This window comes from Shewanella intestini (assembly GCF_018221465.1).
GTDB lineage: Bacteria > Pseudomonadota > Gammaproteobacteria > Enterobacterales > Shewanellaceae > Shewanella > Shewanella intestini.
The window spans coordinates 54,014-80,129 of record NZ_JAAIKR010000013.1; the positions used below are offsets into that span (position 1 = coordinate 54,014).

General features: G+C 39.1%; 28 protein-coding genes. 18 read left to right on the top strand and 10 right to left on the bottom strand.

The window, feature by feature from the left end; all coding sequences use genetic code 11:
• Positions 1–60: 60 nt before the first annotated feature.
• Positions 61–708 (bottom strand): TetR/AcrR family transcriptional regulator, encoded by a 648-nt coding sequence (locus G3R48_RS12890; RefSeq protein WP_153665475.1) that lies wholly within the window; start codon positions 706–708, stop codon positions 61–63.
• 133 nt (positions 709–841) lie between these two features.
• On the opposite strand from G3R48_RS12890, the gene G3R48_RS12895 reads away from it, so the two are divergent.
• The gene (locus G3R48_RS12895) at positions 842–1,711 is read left to right on the top strand and encodes a LysR family transcriptional regulator (RefSeq protein ID WP_153665473.1); all 870 of its coding nucleotides are present in this window, start codon (positions 842–844) and stop codon (positions 1,709–1,711) included.
• A gap of 68 nt (positions 1,712–1,779) precedes the next feature.
• Here the strand turns inward: G3R48_RS12895 and G3R48_RS12900 are convergent, their stop codons facing one another.
• The 5 genes from G3R48_RS12900 to G3R48_RS12920 all read right to left on the bottom strand — a co-directional run bounded on the left by G3R48_RS12900 (position 1,780) and on the right by G3R48_RS12920 (position 7,730).
• Positions 1,780–2,904: a hypothetical protein gene (locus G3R48_RS12900; protein ID WP_153665471.1), complete on the bottom strand. Its 1,125-nt coding sequence runs from the start codon at positions 2,902–2,904 to the stop codon at positions 1,780–1,782.
• Between the two features lie 273 nt (positions 2,905–3,177).
• A complete protein-coding gene (gene dddY, locus G3R48_RS12905) occupies positions 3,178–4,422 on the bottom strand; it encodes a dimethylsulfoniopropionate lyase DddY (RefSeq protein WP_153665469.1) in 1,245 nt (414 codons plus the stop codon).
• Positions 4,423–4,659: 237 nt separating this feature from the next.
• Positions 4,660–5,013 carry a cytochrome c3 family protein gene (locus tag G3R48_RS12910; RefSeq protein WP_153665467.1) on the bottom strand — a complete coding sequence of 118 codons (354 nt, stop codon included), beginning with the start codon at positions 5,011–5,013 and terminating at the stop codon, positions 4,660–4,662.
• Positions 5,014–5,037: 24 nt separating this feature from the next.
• Complete coding sequence (ardA, locus tag G3R48_RS12915) at positions 5,038–6,558, bottom strand: acrylate reductase flavoprotein subunit ArdA (RefSeq protein ID WP_153665465.1); 1,521 nt, start codon at positions 6,556–6,558, stop codon at positions 5,038–5,040.
• Positions 6,559–6,860: 302 nt separating this feature from the next.
• A complete protein-coding gene (locus G3R48_RS12920) occupies positions 6,861–7,730 on the bottom strand; it encodes a LysR substrate-binding domain-containing protein (protein ID WP_153665463.1) in 870 nt (289 codons plus the stop codon).
• Between the two features lie 143 nt (positions 7,731–7,873).
• Here G3R48_RS12920 and G3R48_RS12925 point away from each other — a divergent pair, with 143 nt between their 5' ends.
• Together G3R48_RS12925 and fghA are read left to right on the top strand one after the other, a co-directional pair.
• Complete coding sequence (locus tag G3R48_RS12925) at positions 7,874–9,004, top strand: S-(hydroxymethyl)glutathione dehydrogenase/class III alcohol dehydrogenase (protein ID WP_153665461.1); 1,131 nt, start codon at positions 7,874–7,876, stop codon at positions 9,002–9,004.
• 110 nt (positions 9,005–9,114) lie between these two features.
• Positions 9,115–9,966, top strand: a complete 852-nt coding sequence (gene fghA / locus G3R48_RS12930) for an S-formylglutathione hydrolase (protein WP_153665459.1) — start codon at positions 9,115–9,117, stop codon at positions 9,964–9,966.
• An 86-nt stretch (positions 9,967–10,052) separates the two neighbouring features.
• On the opposite strand, the gene G3R48_RS12935 is transcribed toward fghA, so the two are convergent.
• On the bottom strand, positions 10,053–11,237 hold the full coding sequence (locus G3R48_RS12935; RefSeq protein ID WP_153665458.1) for a multidrug effflux MFS transporter: 1,185 nt from the start codon (positions 11,235–11,237) through the stop codon (positions 10,053–10,055).
• 98 nt (positions 11,238–11,335) lie between these two features.
• On the opposite strand from G3R48_RS12935, the gene G3R48_RS12940 reads away from it, so the two are divergent.
• From G3R48_RS12940 to G3R48_RS13010, 15 genes are all read left to right on the top strand, one after another.
• On the top strand, positions 11,336–11,824 hold the full coding sequence (locus G3R48_RS12940; RefSeq protein ID WP_153665456.1) for a MarR family winged helix-turn-helix transcriptional regulator: 489 nt from the start codon (positions 11,336–11,338) through the stop codon (positions 11,822–11,824).
• A 341-nt stretch (positions 11,825–12,165) separates the two neighbouring features.
• Entirely contained in the window at positions 12,166–12,606 is a 441-nt protein-coding gene (gene mioC, locus G3R48_RS12945; protein ID WP_153665454.1) for an FMN-binding protein MioC, read from the top strand.
• A 466-nt stretch (positions 12,607–13,072) separates the two neighbouring features.
• Positions 13,073–14,962: a tRNA uridine-5-carboxymethylaminomethyl(34) synthesis enzyme MnmG gene (mnmG, locus tag G3R48_RS12950; protein ID WP_153665452.1), complete on the top strand. Its 1,890-nt coding sequence runs from the start codon at positions 13,073–13,075 to the stop codon at positions 14,960–14,962.
• 109 nt (positions 14,963–15,071) lie between these two features.
• A complete protein-coding gene (rsmG, locus tag G3R48_RS12955) occupies positions 15,072–15,689 on the top strand; it encodes a 16S rRNA (guanine(527)-N(7))-methyltransferase RsmG (protein WP_212593354.1) in 618 nt (205 codons plus the stop codon).
• A 70-nt stretch (positions 15,690–15,759) separates the two neighbouring features.
• Positions 15,760–16,548 carry a ParA family protein gene (locus G3R48_RS12960; RefSeq protein WP_212593355.1) on the top strand — a complete coding sequence of 263 codons (789 nt, stop codon included), beginning with the start codon at positions 15,760–15,762 and terminating at the stop codon, positions 16,546–16,548.
• A gap of 9 nt (positions 16,549–16,557) precedes the next feature.
• Positions 16,558–17,439 carry a ParB/RepB/Spo0J family partition protein gene (locus G3R48_RS12965; protein ID WP_153665450.1) on the top strand — a complete coding sequence of 294 codons (882 nt, stop codon included), beginning with the start codon at positions 16,558–16,560 and terminating at the stop codon, positions 17,437–17,439.
• A gap of 382 nt (positions 17,440–17,821) precedes the next feature.
• Complete coding sequence (locus G3R48_RS12970; protein WP_153665448.1) at positions 17,822–18,202, top strand: F0F1 ATP synthase subunit I; 381 nt, start codon at positions 17,822–17,824, stop codon at positions 18,200–18,202.
• Between the two features lie 8 nt (positions 18,203–18,210).
• On the top strand, positions 18,211–19,005 hold the full coding sequence (gene atpB, locus G3R48_RS12975; RefSeq protein ID WP_153665446.1) for a F0F1 ATP synthase subunit A: 795 nt from the start codon (positions 18,211–18,213) through the stop codon (positions 19,003–19,005).
• 57 nt (positions 19,006–19,062) lie between these two features.
• Entirely contained in the window at positions 19,063–19,290 is a 228-nt protein-coding gene (gene atpE, locus G3R48_RS12980) for a F0F1 ATP synthase subunit C (RefSeq protein WP_425516757.1), read from the top strand.
• A 52-nt stretch (positions 19,291–19,342) separates the two neighbouring features.
• Entirely contained in the window at positions 19,343–19,813 is a 471-nt protein-coding gene (atpF, locus tag G3R48_RS12985) for a F0F1 ATP synthase subunit B (protein WP_212593356.1), read from the top strand.
• A 15-nt stretch (positions 19,814–19,828) separates the two neighbouring features.
• Complete coding sequence (atpH, locus tag G3R48_RS12990) at positions 19,829–20,362, top strand: F0F1 ATP synthase subunit delta (RefSeq protein ID WP_153665442.1); 534 nt, start codon at positions 19,829–19,831, stop codon at positions 20,360–20,362.
• Positions 20,363–20,376: 14 nt separating this feature from the next.
• Positions 20,377–21,918 carry a F0F1 ATP synthase subunit alpha gene (atpA, locus tag G3R48_RS12995; protein WP_153665440.1) on the top strand — a complete coding sequence of 514 codons (1,542 nt, stop codon included), beginning with the start codon at positions 20,377–20,379 and terminating at the stop codon, positions 21,916–21,918.
• Positions 21,919–21,964: 46 nt separating this feature from the next.
• On the top strand, positions 21,965–22,825 hold the full coding sequence (gene atpG, locus G3R48_RS13000) for a F0F1 ATP synthase subunit gamma (RefSeq protein WP_153665438.1): 861 nt from the start codon (positions 21,965–21,967) through the stop codon (positions 22,823–22,825).
• Between the two features lie 35 nt (positions 22,826–22,860).
• Positions 22,861–24,237 (top strand): F0F1 ATP synthase subunit beta, encoded by a 1,377-nt coding sequence (atpD, locus tag G3R48_RS13005; protein ID WP_153665436.1) that lies wholly within the window; start codon positions 22,861–22,863, stop codon positions 24,235–24,237.
• 46 nt (positions 24,238–24,283) lie between these two features.
• Positions 24,284–24,712, top strand: coding sequence for a F0F1 ATP synthase subunit epsilon (locus G3R48_RS13010; RefSeq protein WP_153665434.1), 429 nt, complete (start codon positions 24,284–24,286; stop codon positions 24,710–24,712).
• A gap of 105 nt (positions 24,713–24,817) precedes the next feature.
• On the opposite strand, the gene G3R48_RS13015 is transcribed toward G3R48_RS13010, so the two are convergent.
• The 3 genes from G3R48_RS13015 to G3R48_RS13025 are packed head-to-tail and all read right to left on the bottom strand — an operon-like array spanning position 24,818 to position 25,955.
• Positions 24,818–25,111 (bottom strand): ArsR/SmtB family transcription factor, encoded by a 294-nt coding sequence (locus G3R48_RS13015; protein WP_153665432.1) that lies wholly within the window; start codon positions 25,109–25,111, stop codon positions 24,818–24,820.
• On the bottom strand, positions 25,108–25,518 hold the full coding sequence (locus G3R48_RS13020; protein ID WP_153665430.1) for a YeeE/YedE family protein: 411 nt from the start codon (positions 25,516–25,518) through the stop codon (positions 25,108–25,110). The genes G3R48_RS13015 and G3R48_RS13020 overlap by 4 nt, the downstream gene beginning before the upstream one ends.
• Before the next feature lie 11 nt (positions 25,519–25,529).
• Positions 25,530–25,955, bottom strand: coding sequence for a YeeE/YedE family protein (locus tag G3R48_RS13025; RefSeq protein WP_153665428.1), 426 nt, complete (start codon positions 25,953–25,955; stop codon positions 25,530–25,532).
• Positions 25,956–26,116 lie beyond the last annotated feature (161 nt).

Here is a 26,116-nt window from a genome sequence, read left to right on the forward strand (position 1 = left end):
CAGACTGATTATTTCAATAACGGCGTTATCCAGATTATAAATAGCGGCTTTAAGTAAACCTTACGCCGCAGATTGCTGTTGCGGCAAATGATTTAGCCAAGTTTGAAAAGTTGTGACTCCAGGTAACCGTTTATCAGAATGACCTAATAAATGCACAATGGCATAACAAAATTGATGATATAGCTGGGGATCATGACCATCTTTTTCGGCATCATCACTATTAATCATTGTTCCGCGTAAATAATTAAGCACTAATTCTGCGCGGTTAAATCCTTCTACTTTACCTATTTCATTAACAATATTGTTAAACCATGAAATATAAGTTTCAAAACTTTTTTTATACGCTAACTGATAAACTTCACTGGCTTGCAATAATATCTCAGCGTTAGGCATAACGCGTTCAATAACAAAGTTTTTATTCACTAAAATATCGTGTAAACGCCAGCATTGATGAAATAAAAATTGCATTAAAGGCGTTTGGTCATTTTGTTTATCAAGTTCTGTTTGTGCATACCAACTATTTAAATTATCAATAGCGACAGAAACCATTAAATCAGCCTCTGTCGGAAAATGATTATAAATAGTCCCCTTTGATATTTGGCTAGCCTTCACTAAATGAGAGCGACATAAATCAAACGTTTTATGACCTTTTAAGCTACGTTGGGAGACTTCGACCAAGTAATCCCCTCTTTGCTGCCAACTACTCATAATACACACCTTACCCTTTAGCTATAATTTGATATCACTTCACATTCATACAATAACAAGCTTTTTACTAATAGGGTATTGAGTAATAATGATGTCACTATTAGTTATTTCAATACCAATATAAGTTAAGCCTATGTTAAAAATTGAATTGTTAGAAAGTTTTATTGCTATTGCAGAAAATGGCAATCTTTCAAAGGCTGCGGAAAAAATTTGTCGAACCCAATCAACCTTAAGTTTGCAAATAAAAAAACTTGAAGAACGTGTCGGTCAACCCTTATTAATCCGTGATAATAAAGGGGTAACGTTAACAGAATCTGGAGTCACGTTACTTAATTATGCCTATAAAATGATGCAATTAAATTCACAAGCGATATGTGAATTAAAAGAATGCCAAAACAAAGAAATCATACGCTTAGGTGTGCCTACAGATTATATTACACGATATTTAAATAGCTGTTTATTAGAGTTTATTCGCGAATTTACTTGTATTGAATTAGTAATAAGTACCGATGTTAGCGGCAATTTATTTAAACGTTTACAACATGGTGAACTCGATATTATTGTAGCAACTCATTGGCAGCCACCCATCAACGGAGAATTACTGTTTGAGCGACACTTTCATTGGGTTGCCTCAAAGCACGGTAATGCCCATAAACGTAGTGTTATTCCAATGGCGCTTTACCCTGAAAACTGCCCTATTCGCGCTCAGGTATTTGCAAATCATCAATTAACTATGCGCTCAGTTAATGTATTACTGTCAACTCCATCACCACAAGCACTGTGTATGGCAGTTGAAAATGACCTTACTATCGCTCCTGTCGCTGAATTTATGATAAACGATAAAATGCAAATATTAGATCCAATAGAACATGGGTTACCAATTTTACCAACCTTTAATGAGTCTATTTACCTCAATCCTAAAACTCAAACCAATGCAACCAAACAGCTAATATCATTAATAAAAGCCAATGTGAAAAATTTAGCTAAAGTTTCAAAAACTTAAAGTATAATAATAAAAAAACCAACGATAACGTTGGCTTTTTTAGCTTGTTTATTTACAAGTAATCATATTTAGAAGTAATAAGCTAAATTAACATTAAAGCGATGCTCCCAATCATCATTCGCTTGTGTCAAACCTAAGCTATTTCCACCAAGCCAAAGAACATTTTTGGCGGCATAGTAATCAACATAAACAAACACTGGACCGTAGCTGATTGAAACACCAGTAGTATTTAATACAGAGTCATCAAATTGATCAACATCGGGTTGAATCATGCTGAAATCATTATATAAAGTATAGTTACCCCAAGATGTGGTAATTTTCTTTGATAAGTTAGCCGTTAATACCTTACCTTTGCTGGCAGCTTCATAAAAACCGTTTAACATCCCCATACCAATCTTATTTGGATCAATCTTACCATCATCATATTGGTCGTAGTCATAAGCTAAATATTGTGTTTGAAATCCCCAACCATCATAGTTCATATCAAGATGAACGGCATAGTTCAGAGTATCGCCATTCTCACCAGCTGTTGCATTATAAAGTTGTCCATATTCAACAGAAGCACCAATCACTGTAGTTAAGTCACCCGTTTCTAAAGTATAGCTTTGGCGTCCAACTAAGGTGTTGGTTTCTTCGTTGTTATAGTCAGTACTATGAGTATCATCAATTTTAATGGTACCCGTAGCAACAGTTCCAGCAAAATCACGATGATCACTGCCACCATATGCTGCATCTTTAATAAAAGCTAACTCAGTAAGTGAGGCACCATTCTTATATGCAGCGCCAATACCTACACCATAATCGTCTTCAAAACCTAAGTAGTAATTTAAGCTATACCACCAGCTGTGTGATGCATAACCTTTGTTACCAAAAGGTTTGCTAATAACACCTGCATTAAGGGTAAAATCTTTGTTAACATCCCAGTATGCATAACCATATTTTAAAAAATCATAGCCTTTATAAAAACGATATTCAGCCGCCACACCGATATCATTCCATTTATCTTTAAACGTTACAGACACTAGATTAAAATCAAAATCACCTAACTTGTCTTTTGACGTATCAGAATATTGACTATAGCTGTAGTTGGCTCGAACTGAACCACCGATGTTTAAATTATCAGCAACAGCTGAATTCATAAATGCAGGTAATAAAACACCAGCAATGGCTAGACTTAATAGTTGTTTTTTCATCAGAAACCCTAATTATATTTTAGGGTATTTACTTTAATAAAAATAATAACTATCAATTTAAAAGGTAAGATAGCGTTAAAATAAAAGTAAATATCCTTTATTTGCTAAATCATCCAATAATGAATGACTTAGCATTAATATAAAAAACATCTAAAATAAATACGGTATAACTTGGACTAGTTAATAAGGCCGACCTTGTTAAAGGCTTATATCGTAAATTTTTAGATATTTACACCTTATGATATGAGTAATCACGTTTTTACACGCAAGTTATTACCATTTAGCTTTTGTTAAATCACATTGAATAACTTCACCACGTTTAGCTGGCGTACCAGGGTTTTTAGCGGATTCACAAAGACGAGTCGTACCATAGTCATTGCGTTTATCATTGGCATTACTACGAGCCCATACGGATACTAAAGCACGTTCTTCAGGTTTGGCTTCACAAGAACCATCAACTTCAAACGCGTGAATAGTGTTTTGATGTAAGTAAACTAGAGAGTCTCTGTTAGCACTGCCCGATAACCACAAAGTTTGCGAATTATGTTGACCAACATCGAATTGAACTTTACGGATTTTGTCGTCTTCTTTAACGGTTTTAACTAAAGGGGAATCTTCACGTACAGCAAGCGTTTTAAATTCATTAACACAGGCAGGTACACGCATATTATAGTAAATTTCAGAGATAGCATGGTTATGGAATGGGTATAAAGTATCAACTGATTGCACTGTCATACCAACTTCAGCACCTACTTTTTGACCATTGATTTCATCAATACGCAACAAGCCCCAGTGACCAAAGATTTCTGCATAAGCATAACCACCACGAACATTATCAAAATTCTTCTCATTACGCTTACTTTCTTCAGCATACATAGGGAACCAACCTGCTGCAGCCCATAAGTTAGGTAGTGCTCTAGCACTGATGTCATATGGGAAAACTGCTGGCATTTTAACTTCATCACCAGTCACCATTTTATAGAAGTTTTTGGTAAATGATTTACCGTAATTTTTAACTTTTTTATCTTTTACTTTTTTATCAAAAAACTCTTTAAATGTAGTGCGTTTAAAGTGTTGTGCTACTGGTGAGTTTTTAGTTAACTCCCCACCTGGATTGTATATCCAATTAACATCTTCACGAGCACCAAAACATTTTTTAGCAGCATCTTTATTATTAATGACTTGATAAATATTTTTGACCATTAATTTCATATCACGTCTATCCATGATACACATTTTTTGGCCACCTTCAGTGGTATCAACCAAAGCCTTATCTGAATTTAAACAGTTACTTTCTTGCTCATTGGTTAGTGCAACAGCATAAGCTTCTAAATAGCTTAACGTCTCATTCCATAAAGTATCAATATACTTTTGATCTGCTGCAGAATATGTAGGTTGTTCACCTAAACAAGTAAACTGCGCAGAATTAATATCATTCGCATCTAAGAAGTCTGGGATTTCTGCAGCCACGACACCATTAGAAAGTAATAGCGCTGCTAATATCATTTTACTATTCATACATCACCTATTTATTTATATTTTTTATAAAACCACAACATAGTATATTTGGAATCGTTTCCAAAAATCGTTTTAACACCTATTTCATAAAACAAACTTAATCTGTTTTTATATTTTTGACTCAAGTCATATTTGTTTGCCCATAGTATTTAGATTAATAAAAAAGAAGGTCCTAACATATAATGTTAGGACCTTCTTTAATTGTTTATAATGTAGCTAAAAACAATAATATATAAATTAATCTATATGCTTATCAAATTTGAAAGTGTGGCAATTACTACAAAGAGGTTTTTTAGTTTTATGTTCCGCATGACATTCTTGACAAGGTAAATCTTTACCATAGTGCAAGTTGTTATGTGGATTTTGCCATTTATCTTCTTCAGGACGTTTAGACGCTTTAACTAAATCATCAATATTATGACACTTCAAACAAGCTTCATCTGAAGGAAACTGCTTAATGCCATGATCATGACAAGCTTTACAATCACGACCAATGACATCTTTATGGAAATCTCTAATTTGTACTGCTTGAGCTGATGTAATACTTAAACTAAGTAGTCCCAATGCAAGCATCATCTTTAATGTTTTCATCAATAATTCCTCTTGTTAATTGGGTTAGGCTTTCATCATGCTGCGTACAGCGGTCATTCCCATGACCATACATTCAGGAATAGAACAACTTCCTAAACGGCTGACGCCATGAATACCACCACACACTTCACCAGCTGCATATAAGCCTTGGATAGGTTTACCAGTAAAACTATCTTTAACTTCAGCTTTTTTGGTCACTTGAACACCACCTTGACAGTAATGTACTTTTGGCCACAAACGAACAACAGTAAAAGGCGCTTGGATATATTTATCTTTTGCCTTAGTCATATTTTTGCCAAACTGAGTATCTTTACCCGTTTTAACATATTCGTTGTATTCTTTGATTTGCGCTTTAAGTTCTTTTAATGGCACTTTAAAGTGAGAAGCAAGTTCTTCAACAGAATCAAATTTCCAACCTACGTTATACTTGATGACTTTGGCTGTATTAGGATGTTTTTTAGAATCCTTAAAGCTAGTAATTAAGATTGGAGGTAATGCATTTCCTTTTTCATCACGGCAGCTAAGTTCAGCATCTGCACGTGTTTTACGGTCAGCAATTTCATTCATAAAGCGTTTACCTGTTAGGCGGTTAATCGCAATTGAATGAGGGAAGTTGAAAATAGAATAGTTAGAAACATAACCAAATCCACCTTCATCAGGTGACGCCCAAGGGCCAGATTGAATATGTGCTAAATGAACAGGTACAGCGCCAAGACGGAACATTTCAAACATACCTTCACCAGTAGCACCAGGTGCATTGGTACAACCTACTTCAGCTGTTAAGGTAGGATCTTGCGCCATACGCAAGTTGATATTTTGAGCAAAACCACCAGTAGCGACAATCACGCCACGTTTTGCGCGGATATTAAGTACTTTACCTGGTTGATTTTCACCAAAGTGGTAATTTTCGCGCATTTTAACGCCAACCACTTCATTATTTTTACCAATAAGGAAACCTTCAAATTTAGAACGATTATGGGTATGAACGCCCATTTTACGGCTCATTTTTAATAAAGGTTGGGTAATACCAGCACCACAACTTACTGTTGTTTGGTATGTACGAGCAACAGAATGACCGCCAAGCTGTTGCAAGTAAGGATGGAATTCAGCACCAGCTTCAAGTGTCATTTGTAATGCTTCATTTGCATGAGATGCAACATGGCGAAGTAATCCTTCATCAGCAATACCACGACCTGAAGCTAATTGATCTGCAACCATACGTTCTACAGAATCTTTAATACCTTTTTCTGCTTGCTTTGGAGAACCAGGAACAGCAAATAACCCACCGTTAATCGCTGAGTTACCACCAAAGTAAGCCATTTTTTCAAAAATGTGCACATCTTTAGCGCCAAGCTTAATTGCTTCAATACTTGCCGCTAAGCCAGCAAAACCAGAACCAATAATAACGACTTCTAATTCTTTATCCCACTTAACACCATCTGCTTTTTCAGACACAGCCATTGCAGGCGAAACCATTGCAGCACCAGCTGCGGCACCTAGTCCTGCAATAAATTTACGGCGTCCTAATAGATCTATATTACTCATAGGTCATCACCCTTTTTTTTAATTGACACCGCAATAATAAAGATGGAATTGATTCCAAAAAGGGAATTAACCTAGGTTTAGTTATATATAAAGAGGTAGGGTTTTATAAATGAATGACGAAGCATATTTTTATAAAAAATAAACGATAATTAACAATCTGGAACTTGTTCCAAATTGTTAATTGATAATTGATAATTGATAATTGATAATTGATAATTGATAAACACTAACTCATTTTATTAAATTCGCTTTCTTTATATAAGATTTATATTTAATAGAGACATTATTTAATAAATAAGCAATTAACAAAGATTACTTTTGAGTTTATCAACTAGCAACCTCACTTTAGGCGATAGATGACGGTTTTGTGGATACAAAGCCCAAATGCCTTCTTTTGCTTGCTGAAAAGAGGCCAATAACACCTTTAGTTTATTCTCACTAATTGCTTGCTTAACGTAGTAACCAGGTAATTGCACAATCCCCAACCCTTTTAATGCCGCATCAAGCAAACTAATACCGCTACTGCATTGTAAATTCCCCTGCACTTTAATGCTCCTGTCTTTACCAGATTCAGTAAAATGCCAATGCGATTGCGAACCAATTAAGCAATTATGCTGACTGAGTTCCGATAACTTATATGGTGCACCAAAACGATTAATATACTCAGGTGCAGCACAAACAAACTGTTCACGGCTGGCTAAACGTTTTGCCATCATGCTCGAATCAGGTAACCGCCCTAAACGAATTGCTAAATCAAAGCCACCGTCGACTAAATCTAATTGTCGATTAGTGAGTTCACAAATGACTTCTACATCAGGATATTGCTGCATATAGTCAGTCACAATTGGCATAATAAACTTCTCACCATAAGTCACAGGTGCTGTCAGTTTAATTAACCCTTGTGGTTTATTTTGCAAACTACTAATGGCACGCTCAGCCTCTTCAAGGCCATCAATCACTTGTCTACAATGGCGATAAAACACTTGGCCTTCTTCAGTAAGTGACACTTTTCGAGTCGTGCGATAAAAAAGTTTAGTATTTAATCTATTTTCAATCTGGCTAATTTGACGGCTAACTTGCGCGGTTGAAATGGCTAGACGCTTTCCTGCTACGGTAAAACTGTCAGTTTCAGCCACTGCGACAAATTCATAAACACCTTCCCATGGTAGCATTGTTACCTTCTCGTAAAAGTCATTTGCTATTTAAGCTTATTATCAACTGACAGAAAATAATTACAATAGATCTATCTCGATAAAATCTCATCTACACTAAGTAGATTCAATTTAGCCATTCATCTTTAATAAGGACAAACACAATGTCAGCACAATTTATTAAGTCTAAAGCCGCTGTAGCATGGGGACCAGGCCAACCTTTATCAGTAGAAGAAGTTGATGTTATGTACCCAAAAGCTGGCGAAGTAATGGTTAAGATTATTGCTTCGGGTGTTTGTCACACTGATGCTTTCACTTTATCCGGCGATGATCCAGAAGGCGTGTTCCCAGCGATTCTTGGTCACGAAGGTGGCGGAATAGTAGAAATGGTTGGTGAAGGCGTAACCAGCGTAAAAGTGGGCGATCATGTTATTCCTCTTTACACTGCAGAATGTGGCGAATGTAAATTCTGTAAATCAGGTAAAACCAACCTTTGTAGCGCAGTACGTGAAACCCAAGGTAAAGGCTTAATGCCTGACGGTACCACTCGTTTTTATAAAGACGGTGAACCTATTTTCCATTATATGGGTTGCTCAACTTTTTCTGAATACACAGTATTACCAGAAATTTCACTGGCGAAAGTCAATAAAGAAGCGCCACTAGAAGAAGTCTGTTTATTAGGTTGTGGTGTCACAACCGGTATGGGCGCGGTGCTCAATACCGCTAAAGTTCAAAAAGGCGATACTGTGGCTATTTTTGGTTTAGGTGGCATTGGTTTATCGGCCATAATTGGCGCAACCATGGCGGGTGCATCACGCATTATCGGTATTGACTTAAATGAATCGAAATTTGAGCTAGCGACTAAACTTGGCGCGACAGATTGCATTAACCCTAAAAACTACGACAAACCCATTCAAGATGTCATTGTTGAGTTAACTGATGGCGGTGTTGATTTCTCATTTGAGTGTATTGGTAACGTTAATGTCATGCGCAGCGCGCTAGAATGTTGTCATAAAGGCTGGGGCGAGTCAGTGGTCATTGGTGTTGCTGGTGCAGGCCAAGAAATCTCAACCCGTCCATTCCAATTAGTGACAGGTCGAGTTTGGAAAGGTAGCGCTTTTGGTGGTGTTAAAGGTCGTAGTGAATTACCCGGTATTGTAGAACAATACTTAAATGGTGAATTTAAGTTAGATCATTTCATTACTCATACAATGGGACTTAAAGATATCAACGAAGCCTTTGAGTTAATGCATAAAGGCGAGAGTATCCGTAGCGTGATTCATTTTGATAAATAATATCGATTAGCAGCTGTTTAAGCCCTTTTATCCGTCATCGATAAAAGGGTATTTTATTCTTTAGCCACATAAAATAACGCCGTATTTTGGTTTAGATAAAAGGAAAGACAATGTCGATAACTCAAGTGAGTGCCACTAAAGCCTTTGGCGGATGGCACAAACAATTTAGTCATCAAAGTGACGCTACATCGTGCGAAATGCGCTTTGCTATATTTTTACCACCGCAAGCACAACATCAATCCGTACCGGTGCTGTATTGGTTATCAGGGCTAACTTGTACTGACGAAAACTTTATGCAAAAAGCGGCCGCATTTAAGGTTGCTGCCCAATTAGGCATTGCAATTGTTGCTCCTGATACCAGCCCAAGAGGCGATAATGTGCCAGATGATGACAACCATGCATATGACTTTGGATTAGGCGCAGGGTTTTATTTAAACGCTACCCAACCACCATTTAACCAACACTATCGCATGTACGATTATGTGGTAAATGAACTGCCCAGCGTTATTGAAGCCAACTTTGGCGTCAATCAACAACGGGCAATCAGTGGTCATTCAATGGGTGGGCACGGCGCATTGTCTATTGCCTTTAAAAACCTCGACAAATACAGCAGTGTTTCTGCATTTAGCCCAATATGTCAGCCAACAACTTGCCCGTGGGGACAAAAAGCATTTTCAGGCTATTTAGGTCAGGATAAACAAAGCTGGTTACAATACGACAGTAGTGCGTTAATAACGCAATTAACTGACAGCAATAAACATATCCCAGCGCTGGTGGATCAAGGTAGTGACGACAACTTTTTAGCCGAGCAACTAAACCCTCAAGCATTAGTCGCTGCGGCAAAAACCGTTAATTACCCACTAGAATTGCGCATCCAACCAGGTTATGACCATAGTTATTTCTTTATCTCGAGCTTTATAGAAGATCATCTGCATTTTCATGCTGCTAACTTCAAAGCATAAATCAGCTCAAAAGCAGGAACTAAAAAGGGATATTCAGCAATGAATATCCCTTTTTATCACCAAACAGTTAATGCCTGCCTTAGCGTTTAATCAACAAGTTGTTGAGACTGATGATAATGATTGGTTTTCATCGTCGACAACAAAGCAAATGCAGCGCAACTGAACATCACCAATATCATAGGCCATAATGAATCATGTAAAAATAAAGCCGTTAACCCGCTTATCAACGCACCGACAGAAAATTGAGTTGCGCCCATTAATGCTGACGCTGTACCGGCATTCTTTGCAAAAAACTTTAAGAAACAAGCACTGGCATTAGACATCGTACCGCCTGTGGCGGCCATACAAGTAATAAAGCCTGCGGCCGCAAACCACAAATTGTCTGGCATAAAGAATAATGACGCAAATAAAATACCACCACCAAATAACTGCAAGCATAAAAACACCACTAACATTCGCGCAGCTTCATAACGATTAAGAAAATATGCATTAATTCGATTAACCGTCACCACACCAATCACATTACCAATAAAAAGGGCTGAAAATAAGGCTTCCGAAATACCAAATTTCACCAAATAGGCAAATGGCGCATTGGTAATAAAGGTGATTAAGACCGCATAAGAAAATGCCACCGCAATTAAATAACCCCGAGCAGGTTTGTATTTGAGCACACTCATAAAGCCGCCGCTTGGAATGGAATTAATGTTAGCTTTAGGTTTGGGCATGATAAAAAATGACATAATAGCGACAAAAATGGCGAACATTGCAGAAGAAATAAAAATCCAATGCCAGCTCGTTGTCGTCATTATTAAAGTACCCATTGCTGGGGCGATTGAAGGGGCAATCATCATAATAAGCATCACCAAAGAAAACAGCTTAGCGGCCTCCTTACCTTCAGAATTATCCCGAATAGTGGCAGGTACGCCAACCACAGCAATACCACCACCAATTGATTGCAAACAGCGCAAAAACCAAAAATACGATAATGAATCAGCAATAGCCAACATTAGACTACATACACCAAACATGACTAATCCAGCAAACATCACTGGTTGACGCCCATATTTATCAGATAATGGTCCACCAATTAATTGGCCAACCGCCATGCCAAAAATATACATACTAACGGTGACAGAAATCATGGCTGTATTAACGTTAAAGTCAGCAGCAATTGAAGGGATAGCGGGTAAATAACAGTCTATGGCATAAGGCGTCATTGCAAAAACAGCCGCCAACAGAAAAATTAAGCTTTTTGATATGGATTGTTGCATTTATACCTCTATATATCTTTCTAGAAAGATAATACCTAGCATTTAGCTTTCTAGCAAGATATATTAAACACCTAACTCATAACTAAGGTTTCATCATTTTGCAGCAACAAGAAACTGTCGACAGTATTTTGTATTCCACAAAAACACATTGGCCGGAAGCTTATAAAACCATTACGCCAGCGATTCTTAGATTGATTAGAACCCATTATCATATCGACGTGGTGTTAAATAATGTCCAGCAAAAATACCAGTTGCAGGGGGCTGAATTTGGCATTTTAACCACACTTAGAAGATCTGGCGCGCCTTACTGTTTATCACCTACCGCCTTATATCATTCTTTATTATTTAGCTCAGGTGGACTCACTAAAGTATTAAATCGAGTAGAAAAAGCAGGATTAATTACCCGTGTAGACAACCCAGATGACAAACGCAGTAAATTGGTAAAACTCACCCCTAAAGGCAAGGTATTAATTGAAAAGTTAGTGGTTGAATTACATCAAAAAGAACAACAAAAAATGGCAATACTCACCCTCGATGAACAACAACAACTCGAAGGTTTATTAAAAAAATTACTCAAAAGCTGGTAATTTATTATCTATCCACTTTTAACGAACAAGATGAATATAATCACAAGCGAGCCTACGCTTTTACCCATTTACAACGCAATAATTGACCTCCTATTTGACCTTTAGTTGTCGGCATAGGCAGCACTGAGGGATTATCAAAGCTTAAATGTGCATACACTGTATCAGCTAAATTAACAGCCTTTAAAATAACCATTCTCGCGTAATCCACTGTCACGATAATACTGCTTACCCTCGCGATATTAACCATAAAATGACCGATTAGCCGTCACCAGTACAATAGCAATACACCTGAAATCAAAACCAAGTAAACTATCTACATTGATAATAATTGGGAATAAAAAATGACCAAAATAGCGTTAATTGTAGGCACAACTTTAGGTGGCACAGAATATGTTGCTGACGATATGGCAGCGCAGCTGACAGAACTCGGTCATGAAACAGCAGTCTTTTTAGATCCACAATTGGATGAAATAACGACATATTCATTATGGATTTTAGTGTGTTCGACACACGGAGCAGGCGATCTTCCAGAAAATATTCAACCATTTTTTAAACAGATCATGTTGTTTCAACCCGATCTTAGTAAGGTAAAATTTGCCGTTTGTGCCATTGGCGACTCAAGTTATGACACATTTTGTCAAGGTCCAGAAAAGCTGGTGGAATTGTTTACACAGGCAGGATCAAGCCAGTGTGTGGATAAGATCCAAATCGATGTGCAACATACACCGGTACCTGAAGAACCCGCTCTCGCGTGGTTATCACAATGGCAAGACACCATTTAACCGCTAAAATAAATCTAAAAACTGAATAACACAGATATATACCCACAATAACAATAGATTTATCCACATATTATGATCTTATTTAATAAATATGTGGATAAACTATTATTTTATCCGATCATAACCTTGTACAGTTTTCAGTGAGATCGACTCAATGTTTCCCCCTGTGGATAACTAGCCGATCTATCCCCAAGTTATCTCTAGTTTGATCGCCATCTGATCACATGATTGAAAGCATACAAAATCATGATTTAAAACAAAAAATAGAGTTACGCACAGAAAAAGGCTTCCTTAATAATAAGAGATAATAAAGATCTCTTTAAAAAGATCTTAAGATCTATTAAGCAAACCACCCTAGATCAAACACCAAAAATTGATCTTTCACCTTGTGTACAGTCAGTGGTAAAATGATCCGCTCAATTTGAAACCACGATCAAAATTTCATTAATTTACTGAAGGTCACGTAATGCATTTTCACGAACGGTTTGATGTCATAGTTGTCGGCGGAGGTCATGCCGGAACTGAAGCTGCGCTTGCTGCAGCAAGAATGGGATCAAAAACCCTATTGTTAACTCACAACATCGATACTTTAGGTCAAATGTCTTGTAATCCTGCTATTGGCGGAATTGGCAAAGGCCACCTAGTCAAAGAAATCGATGCGCTTGGTGGGGCAATGGCTATTGCAACGGACTTTGCAGGTATTCAATTTAGAACGTTAAATTCAAGTAAAGGCCCAGCAGTAAGAGCGACACGTGCTCAAGCTGATAGAGCACTTTATCGTCAAAAAATCCAACAAATACTTCAAAACCAACCGAATTTACGTATTTTTCAACAAGCAGTTGATGACTTAATCGTTGAAAATGAAAAAGTGGTTGGTGTTGTCACCCAAATGGGATTAGCTTTTGAAGCGCCAAGTGTCGTGTTAACGACAGGCACATTTTTAAGTGGTCAAATTCATATTGGACTAGAAAATTACAGTGGTGGTCGAGCAGGTGATCCGCCAGCCATTGCATTAGCCCATCGTTTACGTGAATTACCAATTCGAGTTGGTCGTTTAAAAACAGGTACACCACCAAGAATTGATGCAAACACCATTGATTTCAGTCAAATGACGGAACAAAAAGGTGATAATCCACTGCCTGTGATGTCATTTATCGGTAATGTGGAACAACATCCTGAGCAAATCTCATGCTATATCACTCATACCAATGAACAAACTCACGATATTATTCGTGGTGGACTTGATCGTAGCCCAATGTATTCGGGTGTTATTGAAGGCATTGGCCCACGTTATTGCCCTTCAATTGAAGATAAAATCAATCGTTTTGCTGATAAATCATCTCACCAAATATTTATTGAACCTGAAGGGTTAACCACCAATGAGATTTACCCTAATGGGATCTCTACTAGTTTACCATTTGACGTTCAGCTTAATTTAGTTCGTTCGATTAAAGGCTTAAATAATGCCGAAATCGTGCGCCCTGGTTACGCTATCGAATATGATTACTTCGACCCAAGAGATCTGAAAAGCTCACTTGAAACCAAAACGATTAATGGCTTGTTCTTTGCCGGACAAATTAACGGCACCACAGGTTATGAAGAAGCAGGGGCACAAGGGTTATTAGCTGGCATGAACGCATCACTGCAAGTGCAAGGCAAAGAAGCTTGGTGTCCACGTCGTGATCAAGCCTATTTAGGGGTGCTAGTTGACGACTTATCAACATTAGGTACCAAAGAACCGTATCGTATGTTCACTAGCCGTGCTGAATACCGTTTATTATTGCGTGAAGATAATGCTGATTTACGTCTGACTGAAAAAGGACGTGAATTAGGCTTAGTCGACGATAATAGATGGCAGAAATATAGTGAGAAAAAAGAAGCCATTGAGCTTGAGCTACAGCGCTTACGCAGTCAATGGGTTCACCCAAGTTCACCACTGCTAGGCGTTTTAAATCCAGTGTTAAATACACCTATTTCTCGCGAAGCCTCTTTTGAAGACTTGTTACGTCGACCAGAAATGGATTATGCCAAACTAACTTCTCTTGAAGGGTTTGGCCCTGCAATTGTTGATGAACGCGCTGCTGAACAAGTGCAAATTCAAGTAAAATATTCAGGTTACATACAACGTCAGCAAGATGAAATTGATAAAGCTGTTCGTCATGAAAGTTCATTATTGCCTTTAACACTTGATTACCAAGAAGTCCCCGGATTATCTAATGAGGTCATTGCTAAGCTAAATAGTCATAAACCTGAAACTGTAGGTCAAGCATCACGAATTTCAGGTATTACACCCGCAGCAATTTCAATTTTATTAGTTCACCTTAAAAGACGTGGATTATTGAAAAAAAGTGCTTAAAACAGCTGTTTTTTGTAACTTAAATAGTAAGGGGAGCCGAAAGGCTTCCTTTCGTGCTTTTAGCGCATCATAATAACGGCAGATCGAATTAAAATATAACGAGGCTTTTGTGTTATCTGACCAGCTACGTGGCTACTTAGCCGAAATGAATATTTGTGCAACTGAGCAGCAACAGACACAACTTATTGGGTTTGTGAATATGCTTCACAAATGGAACAAAGCCTATAACCTTACCTCTGTGCGTGATCCTGAGCAAATGCTAATTCGCCATATTATGGACAGTTTAGCAGTATCAGCCCACCTTGAAGGCAAGCGCTTTATTGATGTAGGAACAGGGCCAGGATTACCAGGGATCCCGCTTGCTATTTTAAATCCGGATAAAGAATTTGTTTTGCTTGATAGTTTAGGAAAACGGATCCGCTTTCAAAAACAAGCGAAATTCGAACTTAAAATTGATAATATTCAATCAGTTGAAAGCCGAGTTGAAGCTTATCAGCCAGAACAAACATTTGATGGTGTATTAAGCCGCGCCTTTGCATCAATAGAAGATATGCTAACGTGGTGTCACCATCTTCCAAGTGATGACGGCATTTTTTATGCTTTAAAAGGGCAATTATCAGCAGACGAGCTCAAAAATATGCCTACTGGGTTTACGCTGATTGATACCATAACCCTAACCGTACCAACACTTGAAGAACAACGTCATTTATTAAAAATTTCTCGCTAAAACGCAATTGACGTAAGTAAAAGTGTTTAAAATATTACCGGACATCAATAATTTATAACAGGATGACATTGTGGGTAAAATTATTGCCGTAGCCAACCAAAAAGGTGGCGTTGGAAAAACAACAACGTGTGTCAATTTAGCTGCATCTTTAGCAGCCACGAAAAGACGTGTTTTGTTAATCGATCTCGACCCGCAAGGTAACGCCACAATGGGAAGTGGTGTTGATAAATATGAAGTTGAAAATACCGCATATGAACTGCTGGTAGAAGAAAAACCATTTGAAGAAATTGTCGTTAGAGACACCGCGGGTAAATATGATCTGATAGCCAGTAACGGTGATGTCACCGCCGCTGAAATCAAACTGATGGAGTTCTTTGCCCGCGAAATTCGTTTGCGTAATGCACTTGAGTCGATAAAAGACGATTACGATTATATTTTTATCGACTGTCCGCCATCACTAAACATGTTGACCGTTAATGCCATGTCTGCTGCTGATTCGGTATTAGTGCCAATGCAGTGCGAGTACTTTGCGCTAGAAGGGTTAACCGCACTGATTGATACCATTACTAAATTGGGTGCGATGGTCAATAAAACCTTAACCATTGAGGGTATTTTACGGACAATGTATGACCCACGTAATCGTTTGTCTAATGATGTATCTGATCAATTAAAACAGCACTTTGGTGAAAAAGTTTATCGTACGGTTATTCCACGCAATATTCGCTTAGCAGAAGCCCCAAGTTTTGGTGCACCAGCCATGTATTATGACAAAAGTAGTGCTGGAGCAAAGGCTTACTTAGCCCTTGCAGGGGAAATAATCCGTCGAGCTGAACAACAAAATCAAGCCAAAGAAGCTTAGGAAATACAAATGACATTAAAAAAACGTGGTTTAGGAAAAGGCTTAGACGCCTTATTAAGTAAGAGTCATGTGGCTAACGAAAAAACCAGTCAAATTGATAATGCCCAAGCTAAAGAAGCTAATGATTTATTAACGCTTGCCACAGACTTATTGCAACCTGGAAAATATCAACCACGTAAAGATATGTCACCAGAAGCGCTTGAAGAACTTGCGGAATCAATTCGTTCACAAGGTATTATTCAACCGATAGTTGTACGTATGGTTAGCGATGACAAATATGAAATTATCGCAGGTGAGCGCCGCTGGAGAGCATCTCAACTTGCCGGCCTTGATAACGTACCTTGTTTAGTTAAACAAGTGGCTGACGAAGCAGCTGTTGCAATTGCGTTGATAGAAAACATACAACGTGAAGATCTTAATGCCATGGAAGAAGCAATTGCACTTGCACGCTTAAAAGATGAATTTGAGCTAACCCATCAACAAGTTGCTGATGCGGTAGGCAAATCTCGAGTCAGCGTGTCAAACTTATTACGTCTCAATAGCTTAAATGCGCCTGTTAAAGTGCTACTTGAGCGTGGTGATATTGAAATGGGCCATGCTCGAGCGCTGCTTGGTATTGAAGGGGATATGCAAACAGAGCTAGCAAGATTGGTTGCTTCCAAAGAAATGACTGTTCGGGAAACTGAATTATTAGTTAATAAAGCCTTAAATCCGACTAAGACACCTGAAAAAGCGAGCAAAGATCATGATGTTGAGCGTTTAGAGACTCAGTTAATTGAAATATTAGGTGCAAAAGTGTCTTTATCTCACAATAAAAAAGGCAAAGGTAAAATGGTAATTAACTATCAAAATTTAGAAGAATTAGAAGGAATTGTTAGTAAAATCAGGTGATTTTACATAAAAGAATTAATTGTTATTCTTAGGTGAAAGTATTTTTTGTGTTGTTTATATCGATTTAATTATATATAGGCTTAAAAGGCCTCTTTTCCCAATGCCATCGTTGCATTGGATGGCAAAAAAGGTATACTTGCTACGTTTTTTTACAGATAGTTTTTTCTGAAAACAATCTTAACAAATGTAAGAAAACATAAAAGTGAGAAAGTGCATTTCTTATGTTAAATAAGCAATTAGTTAACTAAGAAATTCACTTAAAAGCTGCCTTTAAAGCCAAAAAGTGACTAAAAAGTTATTTTTATCATTATTGTCAGTTCTCGCACGCTTTACCTGTCTACTCACAAAATGCTGTTTTGTGAGATATAAAAGGTACAAATACATGAAACCTTCGACAATTGAATCAAACCGTAGCTTAACTAAGCCGCTGTTGATGATCCAATTTATTGTCGTTTGTGCGGTTGCTATATCTTTAGGATTAGTGATTGATTATCAGTCAGGATTTTCAGCGCTTATTGGCGGTGGGATCTGTTTTATTGCAAATAGCATTTTTGCTTTTTGTGTTTTTAGCGCGAAGACCGCAGAAGGCATTTTAATGTCGTTCTATTTAGGCCAAGCACTAAAAATACTGGTAACCATCATTTTATTTATTGCGACCTATGTGTGTTTGCAAGTGGAGTTCACTCCACTAAAACTAACCTATTTAATAGTACTTGGTGTGAGTGTTTTCGCGCCTTTATTATTAGTAAACTACAAAAAATAGGATGAGTTATGTCTGGGCCTGAAACAGTTTCAGAATATATCGGTCATCATCTTACCAACCTCTCACTTGCAAAATTGGGATTGGTGGCGGATGAGGCCAGTTTTTGGAACGTTTATATCGATAGTTTGATCTTCTCTGTTCTTACAGGTGTGATTTTCCTTTGGGTTTTCAGATCTGTAGCTAAGAAGTCAACTGTAGGAGTGCCGGGTAAGCTTCAATGCTTTATTGAAATGATTGTGGAGTTTGTCGATCACACTGTGAAAGATATTTTCCACGGGAAGAATGCACTTATTGCACCATTGTCATTAACCATATTCGTATGGGTTTTCTTAATGAACTTTATGGACTTAATTCCTGTTGATTTCATCCCACATGCTTCTATGTTAATGGGCGTTCCTTATCTTCGCGTAGTGCCATCTGCTGATGTCAATGTGACATTATCAATGTCTTTAGGCGTATTTATTTTGATTCTGTATTACAGCATTAAGATAAAAGGGATAAAGGGATTCTCAAAAGAGCTAACGTTACAGCCATTTAATCACTGGGCATTTATACCAATTAACTTGCTCCTTGAAGGTGTAACATTACTCTCTAAGCCTATTTCATTGGGTCTACGACTCTTTGGTAATATGTATGCTGGTGAGTTGATTTTCATACTTATCGCAGGATTATTGCCGTGGTGGTCTCAATGGGTACTTTCAGTACCTTGGGCGATATTTCATATTTTAGTTATAACGTTACAAGCATTTATTTTCATGGTGTTAACGATAGTTTATCTATCTCAAGCATCTGAAGAACATTAAGCCATTTCGTTAATAATAATAAGCAATACTTTGGAGTTTTAAATGGAAAATTTAAATATGGATCTGTTGTACATCGCAGCAGCTCTTATGATGGGTTTAGCAGCTATTGGTGCCGCTATTGGTATTGGTATGCTTGGCGGTAAGTTCCTTGAAGGTGCTGCTCGTCAACCTGATCTAATTCCTTTACTACGTACACAGTTCTTTATTGTTATGGGTCTTGTTGATGCGATCCCAATGATTGCCGTCGGTCTGGGTCTATACATAATGTTTGCTGTAGCGGGATAATCGTGCCTTTTTAGGTATATTTTCTAATTTGCAAACATAAGGAGAGTATGCGGTGAATATAAACGCAACTCTGCTAGGGCAGGCAATAGCTTTTATTCTATTCGTCTGGTTCTGCATGAAATATGTTTGGCCTCCTTTGATGAATTCTATCGAAGAGCGTCAAAAGAAAATTGCTGATGGTTTAGCTGACGCGCAACGTGCAAGCAAAGATTTAGAGCTAGCACAAGTTAAAGCGACCGAGCAATTGAAAGATGCAAAAGCTAGTGCTAATGAAATCATCGATCAAGCTAACAAGCGTAAAGCACAGATTGTCGATGAAGCAAAAGCTGAAGCCGATGCCGAGCGAGCTAAAATTATCGCTCAAGGTCAAGCAGAAATTGAAGCTGAACGCAATCGCGTGAAAGAAGATTTGCGTAAGCAAGTTGCTGCATTGGCTATAGCTGGCGCAGAAAAAATTCTTGAACGTTCGATTGATGAAGCCGCCCACAGTGACATAGTTGATAAACTTGTTGCTGAACTTTGATAAGGAGCTTGAGTTATGGCTGAAATAACCACCATCGCTCGTCCTTACGCAAAGGCAGCTTTTGATTTTGCTCTTGAAAGTAAAGACTTAGAAAATTGGGCAGAAATGCTTAATTTCGCCGCATTAGTTAGTGAAAACGACACTATGCAGCCTTTACTCACTGGCTCTTTAGCTAGTAAACAGCTTGCCGAACTCTTTATCGGAGTGTGTGGTGAGCAAATCAACGAGCAAGCTCAGAACCTGTTAAAGGTAATGGCTGAAAACGGTCGTTTAGTAGTGCTACCTGCTGTTGCTCAACTATTCGTTGAGATGCAACGTGAGCATGCGAAAGAAGTTGAAGCAAATGTTGTTTCAGCTACCGAGCTAACCTCAGAGCAACAACAAGAAATAAACGCTTCTTTAGAGAAACGTTTAGCACGCAAAATTAAGCTGAATTGCAGCATAGATACCAGCCTTATTGCTGGTGTAATTATCACGGCAGGAGACTTAGTCATTGATGGCTCGGTCCGCGGAAAAATTTCGCGTCTGTCTGATACGCTGCAGTCGTAATTGGGAGTTTGAGCATGCAACTGAATTCCACTGAAATCAGCGATCTGATTAAACAGCGGATCGAGCAGTTCGAAGTCGTTAGTGAAGCTCGCAACGAAGGTTCTATCGTTGCAGTAAGTGACGGCATCATCCGCATCCATGGCCTAGCCGATGTGATGCAAGGTGAAATGATCGAGCTGCCAGGTAACCGTTTCGCAATCGCGTTGAACTTAGAACGTGATTCTGTCGGTGCCGTAGTAATGGGTCCTTATGCCAACTTGGCAGAAGGCGATAAAGTTAAAACAACAGGCCGTATTTTGGAAGTACCTGTTGGCCGTGGTCTTTTAGGCCGTGTAGTCAACACATTAGGTGAGCCAATTGACGGTAAAGGACCAATCGATAGCGATGGTTTCTCTCCTGTTGAAGTAATTGCACCAGGTGTAATTGAGCGTAAATCAGTAGACCAACCAGTGCAAACTGGTTATAAAGCTGTTGACTCAATGATTCCTATCGGACGTGGCCAACGTGAATTAATCATTGGTGACCGTCAGATTGGTAAAACAGCACTTGCGATTGATGCAATTATCAACCAAAAAGACTCTGGTATTAAGTGTGTGTATGTAGCAGTAGGCCAAAAGGCATCGACTATTGCTAACGTAGTACGCAAGCTTGAAGAGCACGGCGCTTTGGCGAACACCATTGTTGTTGTTGCTACAGCTTCTGAAGCTGCAGCATTACAATATTTGGCTCCATACTCTGGTTGTACAATGGGTGAATATTTCCGCGACCGCGGTGAAGACTCACTAATCGTATATGATGATCTGTCTAAGCAAGCAGTTGCTTACCGTCAGATTTCATTACTGCTAAAACGTCCACCAGGACGTGAAGCATATCCAGGTGATGTATTCTATCTTCACTCTCGTCTGTTAGAACGTTCTTCACGTGTTAACGCCGAGTATGTTGAGAAGTTCACTAAAGGTGAAGTTAAAGGCCAAACTGGTTCTTTGACTGCTTTACCGATTATTGAAACTCAAGCTGGTGACGTATCTGCATTCGTACCGACTAACGTAATTTCGATTACCGATGGTCAAATCTTCCTTGAAACTGACTTGTTTAACTCTGGACTACGTCCTGCTGTTAACCCAGGTATCTCAGTTTCTCGTGTAGGTGGTGCAGCGCAGACTAAGATCATCAAGAAACTGTCTGGCGGTATTCGTACTGCACTTGCACAGTATCGAGAGCTTGCAGCGTTCTCACAGTTTGCATCTGACTTAGATGATGCAACTCGTGCTCAACTTGAGCATGGTGAGCGTGTTACCGAACTAATGAAACAAAAGCAATATGCTCCTATGAGTATTGCTGCTCAGTCTGTGTCTATTTTTGCAGCTGAAAAAGGCTACTTGAAAGCTGTTTCTTTAGCTAAAATCGGTGATTTCGAAGCGTCTCTGCTCTCTTTCATGAACAGTGAACATGCTGACCTAATGAAAACCATCAACGAAACTGGCAACTACAATGCCGACATCGAAGGTGAGTTGAAGGCTGGCTTGGACAAGTTCGTAGAAACCCAAACCTGGTAAAAATTAGAGGTGCTTTGGCACCTCAGGTCCAGATTGGAGAGTAAAGATGGCCAACGCTAAAGAGATTAAAACCAAGATCGCGAGTGTACAAAACACTCAGAAGATCACGTCTGCAATGGAAATGGTTGCCGCGAGCAAAATGCGTAAAGCACAAGATCGCATGGCTTCTAGTCGTCCATACGCAGAAAATATGCGTAAGGTGATCGGTCACGTAGCGCTAGGTTCTCTCGAATATAAGCATCCTTATTTGGAAGTCCGAGAAGCCAAGCGAGTTGGTTACATTGTTGTGTCAACCGACCGTGGTCTTTGTGGTGGTCTGAACGTTAACCTTTTCAAAAAGGTTGTCGCAGACGTGAAGAAGCAACGTGAAGCCGGAGTAGAAGTAGACTTCTGCCCTATTGGTGCACGTAGCGTACAATTCTTCAATAGCTTTGGTGGACAAGTTTCTGCTTTCACTTCAGGTTTAGGCGATGCGCCAAAGCTCGCTGACTTGATTGGAACAGTACGCGTCATGCTAGAAGCATACAACGAAGGCAAGTTGGATCGTTTGTACGTTGTGTTCAACAAATTTGTTAACACAATGACGCAAACGCCAGTGATCGAACAGCTGCTACCTTTGCCTAAGTCAGAAGAAGATGAGATTTCTCATCACTGGGACTACTTATACGAACCAGATCCAAAAGAACTTTTGGAAACATTATTGGTGCGTTATGTAGAGTCTCAAGTTTACCAAGGTGTTGTTGAAAACATCGCATCAGAACAAGCAGCTCGTATGGTTGCTATGAAAGCTGCGACGGACAATGCTGGTGAACTTATCAGTGACTTGGAGTTGGTCTATAACAAGGCTCGTCAGGCTGCGATTACGCAAGAACTGTCGGAAATTGTTTCAGGTGCTGCTGCTGTTTAGGCTAGGTAACGAATACAAGTTTTAGAGGATTAATCATGAGCACAGGTACTGTTGTCCAAGTAATTGGCGCGGTTGTGGACGTTGAGTTTCCACATGATGCCGTACCTCAGGTATATGACGCTCTAGAGATCAAAAGTGAAGAATTAGTGCTGGAAGTTCAGCAACAATTAGGTGGTGGTGTAGTTCGTACCATCGCTATGGGTTCTTCTGATGGTCTGCGTCGTGGCTTAGAGGTTGTTAACTCTGGTTCACCAATTACCGTTCCGGTTGGGGAAAAAACCCTTGGCCGTATTATGAACGTATTAGGTCAACCAGTAGATGAAGCTGGCCCTATCGGTGAAGAAGATCGTTATGAGATTCACCGTGAAGCTCCTTCATACGAAGATCAATCAAACACAACTGAACTTTTAGAGACTGGTATCAAGGTTATCGACCTTGTATGTCCATTCGCTAAAGGTGGTAAAGTTGGTCTGTTTGGTGGTGCTGGTGTTGGTAAGACCGTCAACATGATGGAACTTATTAACAACATCGCAAAAGCACACTCAGGTTTATCAGTTTTCGCTGGTGTAGGTGAGCGTACTCGTGAGGGTAACGACTTCTACTACGAGATGGAAGATTCAGGCGTTCTAGATAAAGTGGCCATGGTATATGGTCAGATGAATGAACCTCCAGGAAACCGTCTACGTGTGGCACTAACTGGTCTAACAATGGCTGAGAAGTTCCGTGACGAAGGTAAAGACGTTCTTTTCTTCGTTGATAACATCTATCGTTACACCTTAGCGGGTACTGAAGTATCTGCACTGCTAGGCCGTATGCCATCAGCAGTAGGTTACCAGCCAACATTGGCTGAAGAGATGGGTGTACTTCAGGAGCGTATTACATCGACTAAAACAGGGTCTATTACCTCTGTTCAAGCCGTATACGTACCTGCGGATGATTTAACGGATCCATCGCCAGCGACAACTTTCGCTCACTTAGATGCGACTGTTGTACTGTCACGTAACATTGCTTCGTTAGGTATTTATCCAGCGGTTGACCCATTGGATTCAACTTCACGTCAGCTTGACCCGCAAATTGTTGGTCAAGAACATTATGATGTTGCTAGTGGTGTTCAAACTGTACTTCAGCGTTATAAAGAGCTGAAAGATATTATTGCGATCCTAGGTATGGATGAATTATCTGATGAAGATAAAACAACTGTATTCCGTGCTCGTAAGATTGAAAAATATCTTTCACAGCCTTTCTTCGTTGCTGAAGTATTCACTGGTTCTCCAGGTAAGTACGTTTCTCTTAAAGACACCATTCGTGGCTTCAAGGGTATTCTAGATGGTGAGTTTGATCACCTTCCAGAGCAAGCGTTCTACATGGTTGGTTCAATCGACGAAGCCGTTGAGAAAGCTAACAAAAAATAACTATTGATGCTGTATTAATACAGAATGATAGTTTAAAGGAGAACGGATGGCAGCCACGACAGTACAGCTTGATATTGTAAGTGCAGAAAATCATATCGTTTCTGATCGAGTAGCATCGCTACAAGTGACGGGTGTAGATGGTGAATTAGGTATTATGCCTGGTCACACAGCATTACTGACCAAAATCAAGCCTGGCATGGCACGTATCGTTAAACAAGATGGAACTGAAGAGCTGTTTTATCTTTCAGGTGGTATCCTGGAAGTTCAACCAACTTCAATTTCTGTTTTGGCTGACGTTGTTAAACGTGCAGATGATATTGACGAGCAAGAAGCTGCAGAAGCTAAACACCGTGCAGAAACCGCTATGGCGGATGCTGGCGCTGACTTCAACTACGCAGCAGCAGCGGTTGAGCTAGCTCAAGCCATTGCACAGCTTCGCGTTGTCGACACCATCAAAAAGAACATCACCAAATAAGGTTTTGTTTGATTAAAAAAAGGCGCCTTAGGGCGCCTTTTTTGTTGAAATTTTTTATCGTTTTCTAATGACTAATGACTAATGACTAATGACTAATGACTCGAACTATTTACAATAAAGTTTATGCAATGTGTGGATGACTTCAATTACCTCGGTACTCGATAATGAGTAATACACTGTTTGCGACGCTCTTCGAGTGTTAACAAAGCCTTCTCGTCGCAATGCCCCTAATTGCTGTGACAATGATGACTGCGGAATTGCTAACTGCTGATTAAGCTCGGTCACCGATAATTCTTTATCGTGCAATAAGCACAGAATCATCAATCTATTTTCATTTCCCATTGCTTTAAGTAAGTTAACAGCCTGAGCAGCATTAGCCTGCATTTCTTCTAGTTTCATTTATGCTGTTTTACCTTATTTGCTATTGTCATTCCCACCAGCATCATACAAATAAACCCCCATATTTTTGGAGATAATCCGCTGATATTTGCCAGAGCTGGTCCAGGACAAATGCCTGTTATTCCCCAACCTAAACCAAATAAAACTGCGCCGATAATAAGCGGCTTATCGATGTTTGTTTTACTTGGAAGATCAAACTCACTATTAAAAAGCGGTTTATTTGGCTTGAGAACAAAAAAGCCGCTAGCAAACACCGCAATAGCGCCAAGCATCACAAAAGCTAAGCTTGGATCCCAAGTCCCTGTAATATTTAAAAAGTTGATGACCTTGCTTGGGTTAACCATTTGCGAAATAACCAGCCCAAAACTAAATAGTAACCCTGCAATAAAAGCGATAACCGTTGGCATATTGTTGGCTCCTATAAGCTAATTGCAAAATGTTGGCGTAAAAACACCACCACAACCGCGGTGAACATAAAAGTAATCGTGGCAATAATTGAACGTTTTGAAAAACGACCGATACCACAAACTCCATGACCACTGGTACACCCAGAACCTATCACGCTACCAAGGCCGACTAAAAAGCCACCCACAATAATAGCAAGCCAACTGCTGTCGAAGTTTTGGGGTAACTCAAAGCGACTCAACGGCAATAAAAGTGGGCCGACGATTAATCCTAAAACAAAGCTCCAATGCCAACTTTTAGCGTGTTTAGGGTTAATAGCTTTACTGGTTATTCCAGATATACCGGCAATCTTTCCGTTGCCAATTAAAAGTAATAACGCTGCAAAGCCAAGAAAAGCACCACCTAACAGTGCAGATAGTGGCGTAAATTGAGTTAGCATTTGTTACCTCAAATTAAACTAAATCGTTATATTGTAATTATACGATATAATAGTGTTAGGTGATATTTTAGTCAAATGATTAAAACGTCTAAACCTATTAGCAACAAACAACCAGCAATTACGCGACAGTCGCTTTTATTTGGCTATTCCATTAAAATTGC